Below are 13,084 nucleotides of genomic sequence, written 5' to 3'. Positions count from 1 at the left end.
GCTGACCGGGGAATTGCACGGGTATTCAACAATCCCTCCGCGTGGCTGGCGGCAGGCCGGAATCGCCCTCTCAGGAGCCGCGGATGCTGCGTGTCACGGTGAACTTCGGTGTACGTTCCACCTGCACCGTCGCACCGACCAGCCGGGTGAGTTCGGGGCGGTACGCGAGCGAAGAGTTGTAGACGGTGAAGAGTTCGCCGCCCGGTCGGAGCAGGCGTGCCGCGGCCTCGAACAGGCGGGTCGCCGCCCCCGTGTGGATGCTCGCGCCGAGGTGGAACGGCGGGTTCAGCAGGATCACGTCGAAGGAGGCGTCCGGCAGCTCGGAGGCCGCGTCGTCATGGGTGACCGTGACCCGGTCGGCGACGCCGTTCGCGGCGACCGTCGCCTGCGCGGATGCCACAGCGGCGGCGGATCGGTCGGTCGCCGTCACACGTGCATCGGGGTGAGCGAGCGCGTACGAGACGGCGAGCGCTCCCGTGCCGCAGCCGAGATCGAGCACGCGTGGCGCGGCGGCCGGCGGCTGAGCACGGAGCGCGTCGAGCAGCACACGCGTGCCGATGTCGAGGCGCGCGCCCGCGAAGGCTCCGCCATGGGCGACCAAGGTCAGCCCGTCATGCTGCGCGGTCACGGGGTACGGCGGATCGACCGGGACCGGCAGGGCTTCCGACGCCACGATCAGACGCGACTTCCGCTCGGCGCGTTGGGGCTGAACCCGCGCGAAGCTGCGTCCCAGCACCTCGTTCTGCGTGAGGGTCATGTGCTTCACCCGCCCTCCGGCGACGAGCACCACGTCGGGAGCCGCCCAGCGGGCGACCGCATCCGCGATCTCCTCGAGCTCCGCGAGCGCCTTCGGCAGCTGCAGCAGCACCAGTTTCGCGCCGGTGAGCAGTTCGGCATCGAGCTCGCGGAGGTGGAACGGTCGGCCGAAACCCAGACCATCCGACTTACCCTCGGCGTGTTGCGGGGCGACGCGCCGCACCGGGGCGTCCTCGTCTCCGTCTCGGCCGTCCGCGACGGAGAGTCCGAGCTCCTCGGCGTTGCGCAGCAGAGCCCGCCGACCGGTCGCGAGGTCCTGATGTACGCGGATGCCGTGTCTCCCGGCGGCGACGAGAGCGAGGGTGATCGCACCGTACTCCTCACCGATCACCACGGTCTCGGAGCCGGCGACATCGAGCGCGAGCGCCCGTTCGACGAGCAGCAGATCGGTCGCGTCATGAGCCTGGAGGTTGTCCGCCTCGACGTCGGGCCAGCGGCGCAGGCGGCTGTAGGGGAACTCCGGCACCAGCCCACTGTACGCGGCGGCCGTAAGGATTTCGCATGCGTTGTTTTCGCCCGATTCACAAGTTTGTGAATCGGGCGTACGCTCCCGCGCATGACCACCGTCATCACCACCCGGAACCTCACCAAGCACTACGGCCACGTGCACGCTCTCGACGGCCTCGACCTCACGGTCGAACACGGCCAGGTGCACGGCTTCCTCGGCCCGAACGGTGCGGGCAAGTCGACCACCATCCGCGTCCTCCTCGGCCTCGCGCGGCGCACCGGGGGCGAGACGACCGTGTTCGGTGAGGACCCCTGGAATCGCGCGGTCGAGCTGCATCGACGCATCGCGTACGTTCCCGGTGACGTCAGCGTCTGGCCCAACCTGTCGGGAGGTGAGGCCGTCGATCTGCTCGCCCGGCTGCGGGGAGCGCACACCAAGGACCCCGCCTACCAGCACGAGAAGAAGCGGCTGATGGACGCGTTCCAGTTCGATCCGCGCAAGAAGGGCCGCGCCTACTCGAAGGGAAACCGGCAGAAGGTCGCCCTCATCGCGGCGTTCGCGGTGCCCGCCGACCTCTACATCCTCGACGAGCCCACCAGCGGCCTCGATCCCCTGATGGCGGTCATCTTCCAGCGCGAGGTCGCCCGTGCGCATGCGAACGGTGCGACCGTGCTGCTGTCGAGCCACATCATGAGTGAGGTCGAGCAGTTGTGCGACCGGGTGTCGATCATCCGCGCCGGCCGCATCGTCGAGACCGGCACGCTCACGGAGCTGCGGCATCTCACGCGCAGTGACGTGTCGTTCACCCCCTCCGGAGCCACCCTCGAGCAGGTCGCCCGCATCCCGGATGTGCACAGCCCGGAACAGCAGGGCGACCGCATCCGCCTCGCCGTCGACAGCGACCGCACGGCCACCGTGCTCCCCGCGCTCGCGGCCCTCGGCATCAGCGACCTGCGCGTCGCGCCGCCTTCGCTCGAGGAGCTGTTCCTGCGCCACTACGGCGATGACCTCGCGACGCTCGAGGCCGCGGAGGACGGTCGGACGGACGACGCGAGCCCCTCCACCCGCCGCGAGCGGCGTGCGCAGAAGGAGCGTGCGTGATGAGCGCCTTCGGAGTGCTGCTCCGACAGCGGCTGCGGCGTGACCGGCTGCAGCTGACCCTGTGGATCGTCGGCACGGCGCTGATGGCGTTCGCGGGGTACGCCGGCGTCAGCCAGTCGTACGCCACCCTCGCCGACCGGCAGAACATCCTGGCCGCGGCGCTCGCGAACCCGGTGATCCTAATGTTCCGCGGCCTCCCCTCCGGCACATCCGAGGGCGCCTTCCTCGCCTTCGAGGTGCTGCCGTGGCTGGCGCTGCTCGCCGCGCTCATGAGCACGTTCCTCGCCGTGCGGCACACCCGCGGCGATGAGGAGGCCGGGCGCGCCGAGCTCGTGTGGGCGACTCCGGCCGGACGCCGCCTGCCGACGATCGCCACCATCGTGCACGGCATCCTGGCGAACGTCGTGCTGGCCGCGCTCACAACGCTCGCGCTGGTCGCCACCGGACTCCCGGCGGGAGGATCGCTCCTCACCGGAGCTGCGGCCGCGTCGTGCGGCATCGCATTCCTCGGCATCGGCCTGCTGGCCGCACAGTTCATGCGCACCTCGCGCGGGGCGAACTCCCTGACGGTCTGGGTGCTCGTGGCGACGTTCCTGATCCGCGGCATCGGCAACGCGGCAGGAACCCCGAGCGATGACCTCACGAGCATGACGAGCGCCTGGCCCGCCTGGCTCTCCCCCTTCGGCTGGGTCGAGCAGACCCGCCCGTACGACACCGATATCGTCTGGCCGATGCTGCTCGGGCTCGGTTTCGGGTTCGTGCTCGCCGGTGCCGCCGTCGCCCTGCAGTCGCTGCGCGACATCGATGCCGGTTTCGTCGCGGAGCGCCTCGGCCGGGTCTCGGCACGACCGTCCCTCGCCTCGCCCCACGCCCTGGTGTGGCGGCTCACCTCCGGCTCGATCGTGGGCTGGGCGATCGGAGGCGCCATCACGGGTATCCTCGCCACCACGCTGAGCGGGCTGGTCGACCAGATCTCGGGCGAGAATCCGGCCGTCGCCGACATTCTGAAGAAGATCGGAGGCGCGACGGGCGGACTCGACGAGGTCGTCGTCACGGTATTCTTCACCCTGCTCGGGATCCTGGCCGCGTGCTGTGCCGTACAGACGGTGGTGCGCGCACGACAGGAGGAGGCCCACGGCACCGCCGAGGCCGTGCTCGCCACGCCGGTCGGTCGCGTGCGCTGGCTTGCCGACTTCGTGATCGTCGGGATCGTCGCGGTGCTGATCGTGGTCGCCGCCGCGGTGCTCGCCGGCTGGGCGGGTGTCTGGTCGAACGGCGGCGACGCGTCGCTCTACCGCATCGTCGCGGTGGCCGGGCTCGGCCAGGCGGTCGCGGCGGCGATCTTCGCGGTGCTCACTGCGCTGGTGTTCGTGCTCCTCCCCCGGGCGACGACAGCGGTGGCGTGGAGCCTCGTGCTGCTCGCGGCCCTGCTCGGCATGTTCGGCCCCCCTGTTCGGTCTGCCGGAATGGAGTGCGAACCTCTCCCCGTTCGCCGTGACCCCCGTGGTGGACGGCAGCGGCGTGGACGTGCGCGGCCTGTGGTGGCTGATGCTCGCGCTGGCCGCTGGAGCCGCGGGATCCCTGGCCCTGATGAGGCGGCGCGAACTCGCCCCCGGAGCATAGGAGGACTCCGATGGCCGACGACAGCACCGACGACCTCGACCCCGAGGCGTCGATTCGCCACAGCGACTCCCACCGCGGGATGGAACCCGCTGAGCAGGCCGCGGCCATGATGACCGCGGCCGGGATGCCACGCATGCCCGCCCGCGTGATGATGGCGCTGATCGCCGCCCCCGAGGGCGGATACACCGCCGCCCAGCTCGGCGAGCGCCTCGGGGTCTCGGCAGCCGCCGTCTCCGGTGCGGTGCGCTACCTGCAGCAGCTGCACTTCATCCAGCGCCGCTCACGGCCCGGCGACCGGCGCGACCGCTACGAGTTCGTGCACGATCCGTTCTACAGCTCGATCGTCGGGAACATGCCGGTGTACTCGCGCCTGTCGGAGTACATCGACGACATCGCCGCCGCGCACGACGACGACCGGGGCGCGCATGACCGGGCCGTCGAACTGGCCGAATTCTTCCGCTTCCTCTCCGTGCGCATGCTGCAGATCGTCGAGGACTGGCGCGAGCACCGCCGCGACGGCGACTGACCGCAGCATCCACCCGTCGGCCGAAACGGAGACCATCCGCGTGCGCTCCGGCGTGCCGCGCGTCGACGCGCCGAGCCCGAGACGAATGCTCTGGGTTTTCGCACGCGAGACGACGAGGGTTGACACCCGCGCGGGTTGCATGGTTACTTAGTCGAGTAAGTAACCCACTAACCCAGCGGAGGACTCGTGATCGAAGAAGGCAAGCCGCTCTTCCTCCAGATCGCCGAGCAGATCGAGGACTCGATCGTCGACGGCTCGCTCGCCGAGGAGGCGCAGGCCCCTTCCACGAACGAGCTGGCCGCGTTCTATCGCATCAACCCCGCCACCGCAGCCAAGGGAGTCGCCATGCTCACCGACAAGGGAGTGCTCTACAAGCGCCGAGGCATCGGCATGTTCGTCGCCGACGGCGCCAGGGAGCTGCTCCTCGGCGAGCGCCGTGCCGCCTTCGCCGACCGCTACATCGACCCGCTCCTCGCCGAGGCCCGCACGCTCGGGCTCGGCGCCGAAGACCTCGCGGCCCTGCTCCGGCATCGCGCCGCACTGACCACCGACGCAGAAGGGAAGACCCCCGCATGACCACCGTCATCGAGGTGCAGAACCTCAGCAAGCGCTACAAGGAGAAGCGAGCCCTCGACAGCGTGTCGCTCGCCATCGAGGGTGGCGCCATCTACGGCCTCCTCGGTCGCAACGGGGCAGGGAAGACGACACTCATGTCGATCCTCACGGCCCAGAACTTCGAATCGTCCGGCACCGTGAAGGTGTTCGGCGAGCACCCGTATGAGAATGCGCACGTGCTCAGCCGGATCTGCTTCGTCCGCGAGAGCCAGAAGTACCCCGACGACGCGTACCCCAAGCACGCCTTCAAGGCTGCGAGCCTGTTCTTCCCGAACTGGGACCAGTCGCTCGCCGACGAGCTCATCGCCGAGTTCCAGCTGCCGATGAAGCAGACCATCAAGAAGCTCTCCCGCGGACAGCTCTCCGCGGTCGGCGTCATCATCGGACTCGCCTCGCGCGCCGAGATCACGTTCTTCGACGAGCCCTACCTCGGCCTCGACGCCGTCGCCCGGCAGATCTTCTACGACCGTCTGGTCGAGGACTACGCCGAGCACCCGCGCACCGTCATCCTCTCGTCGCACCTGATCGACGAGGTGTCCAACCTCATCGAGAAGGTCATCGTGATCGACAACGGCCGGATCCTCCTGAACGAGGACACGGATGCGGTGCGTGACCGCGCCGTGACCGTGGTGGGTGACGCCGCGAAGGTCGACGCCTGGGTGGGAGCCCGCGAGGTGCTGCACCGTGAGGCGCTCGGCCGCGTGGCCTCCGTCACCGTCCTCGGTGCCGTGTCCCCGGCGGAGCGTGCGGAGATCACGGCCTCCGGGCTCGACCTCGCGCCAGTCTCGCTGCAGCAACTGATCGTGCGCCTCACCCAGAAGGCCGAGGCCGACTCCACCAGATCGGCCATCACGAAAGAGGAGGTGCGCTGATGCGACGCACGCTCAACGTCATCCGCCTGCAGATGATCAATCGACAGACGTTCATCTGGGTCCCGCTAATCATCCTCGGCGCAGCGACGGCGATCTCGATACTGATCTACGGGATGATCCCCGACGACATCGCGATCTACGGTGGCGGAGGACAGGCGCCCCTGTGGTACTTCTTCGCGATCGGCATCTCTGCGATGACGCTCACGTTCCCGTTCTCTCAGGCGATGAGTATCACGCGACGCGAGTTCTTCCTCGGCACCATGCTCACCGCCATCATCGCCAGTGCGCTCATGGGGATCCTGTTCCTGATCGGCGGAGGGATCGAAGTCGCCACGAACGGCTACGGCGTGAACGGGTGGGTGTTCCACATCCCCTGGCTGTGGGAGGCGGGTCCGCTCGGGGCCTTCGTCGTCTACTTCACGCTCGCGCTGTTCTTCTTCGTGGTCGGCTTCACGGGCGCCACGATCTACAAGAGCTGGGGGCTGACGGTCCTGACGATCACGTGGATCGCGCTGGCACTGATCCTCGTCGGAATCGTGTACCTCGTGACCAGGCTCGAGCTGTGGGGACAGGTCTGGACCGGGATCGGCGATCTGGGGGCCCTCGGCCTCGCGCTGTGGGGCCTCGTGGTCACCGCGGCCCTCATGGGCGTCTCGTTCCTCGCCTTCCGCAGAGCCATCCCGTAGACCCGACCTCCTCGTCGACGCCGGTCGCCCTCCCGGGCGGCCGGCGTCGCGTGTGCGCGCTACCCGTAGGCGCCCGGGGACGCAACCCGCTCGCCCCCGACGCACAGGACGCATAGGCTCGCGGAACCACCCGCCCCGACAGCGCCGACCCCGACCGCGCCCACCCCGACCGCGCCGCCCCCCGACCGAGAGGACGCCGTGCCCCAGACCCGCACCCGGCTCCGGGTACGACGAGCAGGAGTCCAACGCGCACTCCACGACGCCGTCCGCCCCGCCCGCCTCCTGCTCGTGGCCAAGACGACCCTCGCGGTCGGACTGGCCTGGATGATCGCCCCGCACATGCCCGGGGTCACCGACGAGTACCCCTACTACGCTCCGCTCGGGGCCCTGTTGAGCATGTACCCGACGCTGATGGGTTCGGCGAAGTCGAGTCTGCAGACGCTGCTCGGCCTCGCCACGGGCATCGGGCTCGCCACGATCGTGGTGCTGACGATCGGCCCGACCTGGTGGAGCATCCCGCTGGTGGTCGGGGTCGGAGTGCTGCTCTCCGGCACGGGCTGGTTCGGTGTCGGTCGCGAGTACGTGCCGATGGCCGCGCTGTTCGTGCTGATCATCGGCGGGCAGGACGCCGATGACTACTCGCTCGGCTACCTGACCCAGACGGCCGTCGGGGTGATCGTCGGGTTGCTGGTGAACCTCATCATCGCGCCGGCACCCCTGACCGTCGCGGCAGCCGGGCGGGTGGCGGCCTTCCGGGAGCAACTGGCCGCGCACCTGCACGACATCGGCTCCGCGGTCTCGGAGTCGTGGCCTCCGGAGCACGAGCAATGGGCCGACGATGCGGCCTCGCTCGCCGACACGTCCTCCGCGCTGCGCTCGGCTCTGACGGAGGCGGACGAGAGCAGACGCGGCAACCCTCGCGCCAAGGGCCATCGCACCCGGATCCAGCAGAGCCACGATGAACTCGCCGCCCTCGACCGCATCGCGCACCTCATCCGCGACATCTCCGACGAGATCGCCGACACCATCTGGGATCGGCCGGCCGGCCTGGCGCTCGACCCCGCCCTGCCGGATCCCCTGTCCGCGGCCTGTCACGCGGTCGCCGACGTGATCGCTCGCGGTGACGCCTCGTCCAGTGACGATCACCGCGCTCGCGGAGAGGCGGCCCGTGCGATCCGACTGCTTCTCGAGACCGTCGACGACCGCACCATCGATGTCCGGCGGTCGATGGGACCCGGCGTGCTCACCGCCATGCATCTGCGGCGGATCCTGATCCTGAGCGGGACGCCCGCCCCGGCGGAGGAGTAGCAGCCTGAGCCGCGTCAGATGGTGTCGTCGGCGGCGATCAGATCCAGTTGCCAGTACCGGCCCTCGGAGTCGGAACTGTCGTGGGCATCATCGGCAGCGCTCAAGACGTCGTTGATCTTCACCATCACATCGTCGAACTCCGACTCGGTGAGCCGGATGGTGCGCTGGGTGAAGGCAGCGTGCACCTCGGCCGTGCGCCCGGCCACGTACTCCGGGGTCCAGGCCATCACCCGGCGGATCAGATCCTGATGGTCCTCGACGAGGGCGGCGATCACCGCAGAGCCGAGAGCCTCGTCGGCGACGGGGCTCTCGGGCCCTCCGACGTTGAGCGCACCCTTGTGTCCGGTCCAGACACGATCGCGCCGATCGCGGGCCTTGTCGGGCGCCTCTTCGATGAGCCCGGCGTCGGCGAGCGCGCGCAGATGGAAGCTCGCACTGTTCGCCGGCACACCGAGCTCGGCGGCGATGTCGGCGGCGCGGAGGAACTCCCGCCGCGAGAACAGCCGGATCATCTGGCGCCGCAGTGGGTGCGAGTAGGCCTTGAGCATGGCCGAGGTCATCCAGACGGGATCGTCGCTGGTGCTCTTCGCGGTGTCCTCCGTCATGTGCCGATCTTACCCGCACCCAGAATTGCGCAATAAGAGTTGCGCAATAGTTCTTGCGCATCTATTCTCAAGACATGACCACCGTCACCGCGCCCCACCGCCTGTGGCGCAACACCCGATACCTCACCTGGCTGGTGAGCGACACGAGCAAGGGCCTCGCGGCCTCGCTGTTCGGCTTCGCCATCCCCCTGCTCGCACTGATCGTGACGAACGATCCCGCCCAGGCCGGCATCATCGGCGGTGCCGGCATGGTCGCCCGACTCCTCATGACCCTGGCCGGCGGCGTGCTGGCCGACCGCCACCGCCGCATCGCGTTGATGCTCCTCGGCTCCCTCATCGGCATCGTGCTCGCGGGCGGCTTCACCCTTCTCGCCCTCGGTGATGCGATGACGTTCGGGTCACTGCTGGTGATCGACGTGCTGCTCGCCGCGCGCAGTGGACTCTTCGACGTCGCGGGCGAGAGTGCGATCAAGGAGATCGTGCCCGACGACGCGATGGGCCGTGCCCAAGCCGCGAACCAGGGACGCGATGCCGCTCTCCAGCTCGCAGGCGGTCCGCTCGGCGGCCTGCTGCTGGGCGTGGGCGGATGGCTCGTCGGCGTGGTCATGACGCTGTGTCACGCGATCGCGGCCCTGACCGCGTGGATGCTGGGGCGTCAGGTGCGCCGTGCTGGAATGATCGACACGGGTGCGGATGACGTCGCCGAGCCGAGTACCGTCGTCGAGCCCGGTGTGGCCGTGAAGCCGAACGCCTGGGCGGAACTGCGCGAGGGATTCGGCTGGCTGCTCTCCCGCCCCGACCTCGGCGGAGTGCTGCTCATCACGACGGTCATCAACCTCGGCTTCAACGCCACGATCACGACCATCATCTACGCCCTCCAGCAGGACGGCTACTCCGAGCTGCTGATCGGCACCCTGAGCGCGTCGATCGGAGCCGTGATGCTCGTGGGCGCGGTCTGTGCACCGCTGCTCGTGCCGAGGATCAAGGCCGGCGTCCTGACCATCGCCGGACTCACGGTCGTCTCGATCGGCGCGATCGCCCTCTCGATGGTGACCGATCCCTGGGCCATCGCGGTGGTGCTCGGCGCCTCGGTCCTCCTGATCCCCGCGCTCAACGCCGGGATGATGGGCTACTTCATGGTCGCCACCCCGAGCCATCTGCTCGGTCGCGCCAACAGCGCCGCCGGAGTCCTCGGCATGGGTGCGATGCCGCTCGCACCGCTCATCGCGGGCTTCGGGCTCGCGTGGATCGGGAGGGAGTGGACCATCCTGATCTGCGCCGCACTGTGCCTGATCTCGGTCGTGCTCGCCGTGAGCAACCGTGCGCTGCGGGCGCTCCCGGTCGAGTCAGGCTGGGCCGCGCACGCGAAGCAGTACGAGACGGTTTGACGCCGCGCGGCGGCGAGGCCCGACTCTTCCGGCCTAGAGAACGCCGGTCAGCGCCGCGATACCGGCGAGCAGGGAGACCAGGGCGAGCACGAGCGCGATCCCGATGAGCACCGCGTGCACCTTGAGGAACGCGGTGGCCCTGCCGTTCTCATCCCGCGCCCGCGGATCCTTGGCGACGCGCTTGTAGAACTGCGGCCAGACGAGAGCGTTGAAGGCGGCATTGAGGAAGAGCACGACGGCGAGGGGGATCACCCCTCCACGCTATCGGCGTCACCTATGCGCGCGACCCACCGGGGAGCCGCGGGATTCTTGGATGCAGACATGTATCAGAAAGCCCTTGCCGCGCTCCTGGTAGGTGTGATCACAATGGGCTTCATGATCGACGGTGCACCCGGCACCGCTCACGATCCTGCCTCGGACGACGGGCGCGCACGCTGGGAGCGCGCCGCGGATCTGTTCGGTGCATGGCGCGAGAGCGACGGCCGCGCGATGGACGAGCTCGTACGGCTGATGACGCCCGTGCTCTGGCACGTCGTGCGCGCGTACGGGCTCGAACGCACGCTCGCCGAAGACGTCGTGCAGACCACGTGGCTGCAGCTCGTCCGCGGCCACGGGTCGATCAGCGATCCTCGCGCCGTGTCTGCCTGGCTCACGACCACCGCGCGCCGCGAGGCCTGGAAGGTCGCGAAGGCGCATGGCAAGGTCGACACGGCCGAAGCAGACGACCTCGACACGCTTCTTCCCGAGCAGGCCTCGGCTGAGGAGCACGCGGCGCTCGGCGACGAGAACCGTCGCCTGTGGTCGGCCGTGCGCCGCCTCAACGAACGCTGCCAGAAGCTGCTGCGTGTGATCGCTTTCGAGGATCGCCCCGACTATGCGCGCATCGCCAGCGACCTCGCCATGCCCATCGGAAGCATCGGCCCCACACGCAATCGGTGCCTCGCCAAGCTGCGCGCCCTGCTGGACGCGCCGCCGACAGCGCAGACAGGGGGACTCGCATGACCGAGCATGAGGATGCCCAGATGTTCGCCCGGCTCCGCTCCCTGTGGAGCGAGATCGATCCGATGCCCGCCGGCCTGATCGATCGCATGGTCGCCGCGGTCGCCGCCGACGGCCTGAACCGCGAGTACGCGCTTCTGACCCTCGTGGAGGGACAGTTCGGCGCGGTGCGGGGCGAAGCGGATGCGCTCACCCTGCAGTTCAGCGACGGCTCCACGAGCATCCTGCTGCACGTGACGACCACCGCGTCCGGTCACCGCCGCGTCGACGGCTGGGTCGACACCGCTGCCGCGGAGATCGTGCTGACGCAGGGCGAGAAGACACGGTCGGTCTCGCCGGAGGAGACAGGACGCTTCGTGTTCGACGATGTGCCTCCCGGCCTCACACGCGTGAGCCTGACGACCGTGATCGGGGACGAGACGCGCACCCTCGCGACCCCGCAGTTCGAGCTGTGATCGCGGGCACCGCCCGTCGATGAGGACGCGGGGTGACCCGCACGGAGAGGATGACGCATGGATCAGCCCAAGGGATGGACCTGGCAGGACCGCGCGGAGGGATCGATCCGCCGGGGCACGGCACTCGACCCGAGCACGGAACCGGTGGACGGCATCCGCGCGTTTCCGACGGCGTACCTGCCGGAGCGGCTGCTGATCACCCGCGCCCTCGGCGACGAAGAGGCCTACGACCGCGAGGTGCGCACCCTGCGTGATGCAGCCGACACCTTCGGATGGCAGCTCGAGATCGAGGACGGCACCCGCTCGGCACTCGACGGCGAGCTGGTTCCGGGAGTCCCCGGCTTCCTGCGCGCACGGCTGCGCACCCCCGACGAACCGGTCCGCGGCGAATCGCCCGTCGCACCCGACGCCTGGCGCGTGCTCCAGCGCGCCCGCCGCATGTCCCGCTCCACGATGCCGCGCACGAGCCTCGACCACGTGCTGTCCATCGACCCGGTCGGGCTCAATCCGTTCACCCGGACGAACCCGTTCACCCGCACCAACCCGTTCACGCGCACCAACCCGGTGCGCGGCGCCGGAGGGGGCGCGGGCGGCAGCGACGACTACCTCGAGCCCGGACGCGGCGCGCGACAGCCCGTCACCTGGTTGGGCCCCGCTCCGGTGCGCGGGCCCGCTCCGAAGCGCGGACGGCGGCCCGTCGTCGCGGTGCTCGACACCGGCTGCGGCGAACACGCCTGGCTGCCCGCCGACATCGTCACCCGCACGGTCGACCTCGACGGTGTGCCGGTGGGGCTGACCGACGACGCCGACCCGGAGCGCTACCCCGACCTGTACGGGCAGCTCGACGGCGAGATCGACGCGGTCGCCGGGCACGGCACCTTCATCGCCGGGCTCGTCCGACAGGCGGCCCCGGATGCCGACATCCTCTCGATCCGGGTGGCCGGAGCCCTCGGAGTGGTCGACGAGAGCACCCTGCTCGAGACCGTCGCCCAGGTCGTGACGCTGCTCGCCCGCCACCGGGAGGATCCGAACACGGGCTTCCCGATCGATGTGCTGAACCTGTCGCTCAGCTACTACCACGAGACACCGACCGACGGACTCTTCAGTCTCACGCTGTACCAGCTGCTCGCCAAGGCGCGCGAGCTCGGATGCGTGGTGGTGTGCTCGGCCGGGAACGACGCGATCGACCGCCCCTCCTTCCCCGCGTCGCTCTGGCCCTGGCCTGGTGCCGACAACGGCATCCACCCCGACAAGGACGCGCCGCTCGTGTCGGTCGGAGCTCTCAATCCGTCGGCGCAGTCGGTCGCCCTCTTCTCGAACATCGGCCCCTGGGTCCGGGTCTATGCACCGGGCGCGGCCGTGGTGAGCACGTCACCCGCGTTCGTGGGCGGCACCCAGGCGGTGACGAGGGCCGACGTCGACGGTCTCCGCCGCGAGACGATCGACCCCGACGACTATCGCGGCGGATTCGCGATCTGGAGCGGCACCTCCTTCTCCGCCCCGTACGTGGCCGCGCGCGTCGCCGCGCAGCTCGGCACCGTGCCGGTCGGCGGTGTCAGCCCCGGAGCCGCGGCGAAAGCCGTCGCCGCGGTGCTGAAGTCTCTTCCGGATCCCGTGGACTCCGCCTGATCGATCGCGCCTG

The 13,084-nt window shown here is 69.7% G+C and carries 14 protein-coding genes; 11 read left to right on the top strand and 3 right to left on the bottom strand.

What is annotated here, in order from left to right:
* Window positions 1-70: 70 nt before the first annotated feature.
* Window positions 71-1,282, bottom strand: coding sequence for a class I SAM-dependent methyltransferase (locus MicroSTF_RS13065; protein WP_036271531.1), 1,212 nt, complete (start codon window positions 1,280-1,282; stop codon window positions 71-73).
* Window positions 1,283-1,372: 90 nt separating this feature from the next.
* Between MicroSTF_RS13065 and MicroSTF_RS13060 the strand changes: the two genes are divergently transcribed.
* From MicroSTF_RS13060 to MicroSTF_RS13030, 7 genes are all read left to right on the top strand, one after another.
* The gene (locus MicroSTF_RS13060) at window positions 1,373-2,365 is read left to right on the top strand and encodes an ABC transporter ATP-binding protein (protein WP_021200151.1); all 993 of its coding nucleotides are present in this window, start codon (window positions 1,373-1,375) and stop codon (window positions 2,363-2,365) included.
* Window positions 2,365-4,098 (top strand): polyketide antibiotic transporter, encoded by a 1,734-nt coding sequence (locus MicroSTF_RS13055; RefSeq protein ID WP_322956139.1) that lies wholly within the window; start codon window positions 2,365-2,367, stop codon window positions 4,096-4,098. The genes MicroSTF_RS13060 and MicroSTF_RS13055 overlap by 1 nt, the downstream gene beginning before the upstream one ends.
* Window positions 3,999-4,514, top strand: a complete 516-nt coding sequence (locus MicroSTF_RS13050; RefSeq protein ID WP_322956137.1) for a helix-turn-helix domain-containing protein — start codon at window positions 3,999-4,001, stop codon at window positions 4,512-4,514. Before MicroSTF_RS13055 ends, MicroSTF_RS13050 begins: the two co-directional genes overlap by 100 nt.
* A 186-nt stretch (window positions 4,515-4,700) precedes the next feature.
* Window positions 4,701-5,090: a GntR family transcriptional regulator gene (locus MicroSTF_RS13045; RefSeq protein ID WP_029258829.1), complete on the top strand. Its 390-nt coding sequence runs from the start codon at window positions 4,701-4,703 to the stop codon at window positions 5,088-5,090.
* The gene (locus tag MicroSTF_RS13040) at window positions 5,087-6,001 is read left to right on the top strand and encodes an ABC transporter ATP-binding protein (protein WP_322956134.1); all 915 of its coding nucleotides are present in this window, start codon (window positions 5,087-5,089) and stop codon (window positions 5,999-6,001) included. Before MicroSTF_RS13045 ends, MicroSTF_RS13040 begins: the two co-directional genes overlap by 4 nt.
* Window positions 6,001-6,687, top strand: coding sequence for a hypothetical protein (locus tag MicroSTF_RS13035; protein ID WP_297557098.1), 687 nt, complete (start codon window positions 6,001-6,003; stop codon window positions 6,685-6,687). The genes MicroSTF_RS13040 and MicroSTF_RS13035 overlap by 1 nt, the downstream gene beginning before the upstream one ends.
* Before the next feature lie 198 nt (window positions 6,688-6,885).
* Complete coding sequence (locus MicroSTF_RS13030; RefSeq protein ID WP_031207473.1) at window positions 6,886-7,995, top strand: FUSC family protein; 1,110 nt, start codon at window positions 6,886-6,888, stop codon at window positions 7,993-7,995.
* 14 nt (window positions 7,996-8,009) lie between these two features.
* Here the strand turns inward: MicroSTF_RS13030 and MicroSTF_RS13025 are convergent, their stop codons facing one another.
* On the bottom strand, window positions 8,010-8,600 hold the full coding sequence (locus MicroSTF_RS13025) for an ArsR/SmtB family transcription factor (protein ID WP_021200144.1): 591 nt from the start codon (window positions 8,598-8,600) through the stop codon (window positions 8,010-8,012).
* Between the two features lie 74 nt (window positions 8,601-8,674).
* On the opposite strand from MicroSTF_RS13025, the gene MicroSTF_RS13020 reads away from it, so the two are divergent.
* Window positions 8,675-9,988 carry an MFS transporter gene (locus tag MicroSTF_RS13020; RefSeq protein WP_029258826.1) on the top strand — a complete coding sequence of 438 codons (1,314 nt, stop codon included), beginning with the start codon at window positions 8,675-8,677 and terminating at the stop codon, window positions 9,986-9,988.
* A 33-nt stretch (window positions 9,989-10,021) separates the two neighbouring features.
* On the opposite strand, the gene MicroSTF_RS13015 is transcribed toward MicroSTF_RS13020, so the two are convergent.
* On the bottom strand, window positions 10,022-10,240 hold the full coding sequence (locus tag MicroSTF_RS13015) for an SCO4848 family membrane protein (protein ID WP_297557099.1): 219 nt from the start codon (window positions 10,238-10,240) through the stop codon (window positions 10,022-10,024).
* A 69-nt stretch (window positions 10,241-10,309) separates the two neighbouring features.
* On the opposite strand from MicroSTF_RS13015, the gene MicroSTF_RS13010 reads away from it, so the two are divergent.
* Genes MicroSTF_RS13010 through MicroSTF_RS13000 form a run of 3 tightly spaced genes read left to right on the top strand, consistent with a single transcriptional unit; the run spans window position 10,310 to window position 13,071 of the window.
* The gene (locus tag MicroSTF_RS13010; RefSeq protein WP_231479796.1) at window positions 10,310-10,990 is read left to right on the top strand and encodes an RNA polymerase sigma factor; all 681 of its coding nucleotides are present in this window, start codon (window positions 10,310-10,312) and stop codon (window positions 10,988-10,990) included.
* A complete protein-coding gene (locus MicroSTF_RS13005) occupies window positions 10,987-11,442 on the top strand; it encodes a hypothetical protein (protein WP_029258824.1) in 456 nt (151 codons plus the stop codon). The genes MicroSTF_RS13010 and MicroSTF_RS13005 overlap by 4 nt, the downstream gene beginning before the upstream one ends.
* Window positions 11,443-11,499: 57 nt before the next feature.
* Window positions 11,500-13,071, top strand: coding sequence for a S8 family peptidase (locus MicroSTF_RS13000; RefSeq protein WP_315072562.1), 1,572 nt, complete (start codon window positions 11,500-11,502; stop codon window positions 13,069-13,071).
* The last annotated feature ends 13 nt before the right edge of the window (window positions 13,072-13,084 follow it).

The organism is Microbacterium sp. STF-2 (assembly GCF_034650155.1).
Classification (GTDB): Bacteria; Actinomycetota; Actinomycetes; order Actinomycetales; family Microbacteriaceae; genus Microbacterium; species Microbacterium maritypicum_A.
Note: the sequence above shows the minus strand (reverse complement) of the source record. Positions and strands in the feature narration are given on the sequence as shown.

Coding starts and splice junctions, on each gene's coding strand:
- MicroSTF_RS13060 (WP_021200151.1), top strand. CDS start 1,373: ATGACCACCGTCATCACCACCCGGAACCTCACCAAGCACTACGGCCAC.
- MicroSTF_RS13055 (WP_322956139.1), top strand. CDS start 2,365: ATGAGCGCCTTCGGAGTGCTGCTCCGACAGCGGCTGCGGCGTGACCGG.
- MicroSTF_RS13050 (WP_322956137.1), top strand. CDS start 3,999: ATGGCCGACGACAGCACCGACGACCTCGACCCCGAGGCGTCGATTCGC.
- MicroSTF_RS13040 (WP_322956134.1), top strand. CDS start 5,087: ATGACCACCGTCATCGAGGTGCAGAACCTCAGCAAGCGCTACAAGGAG.
- MicroSTF_RS13035 (WP_297557098.1), top strand. CDS start 6,001: ATGCGACGCACGCTCAACGTCATCCGCCTGCAGATGATCAATCGACAG.
- MicroSTF_RS13025 (WP_021200144.1), bottom strand. CDS start 8,600: ATGACGGAGGACACCGCGAAGAGCACCAGCGACGATCCCGTCTGGATG.
- MicroSTF_RS13020 (WP_029258826.1), top strand. CDS start 8,675: ATGACCACCGTCACCGCGCCCCACCGCCTGTGGCGCAACACCCGATAC.
- MicroSTF_RS13010 (WP_231479796.1), top strand. CDS start 10,310: ATGTATCAGAAAGCCCTTGCCGCGCTCCTGGTAGGTGTGATCACAATG.
- MicroSTF_RS13005 (WP_029258824.1), top strand. CDS start 10,987: ATGACCGAGCATGAGGATGCCCAGATGTTCGCCCGGCTCCGCTCCCTG.
- MicroSTF_RS13000 (WP_315072562.1), top strand. CDS start 11,500: ATGGATCAGCCCAAGGGATGGACCTGGCAGGACCGCGCGGAGGGATCG.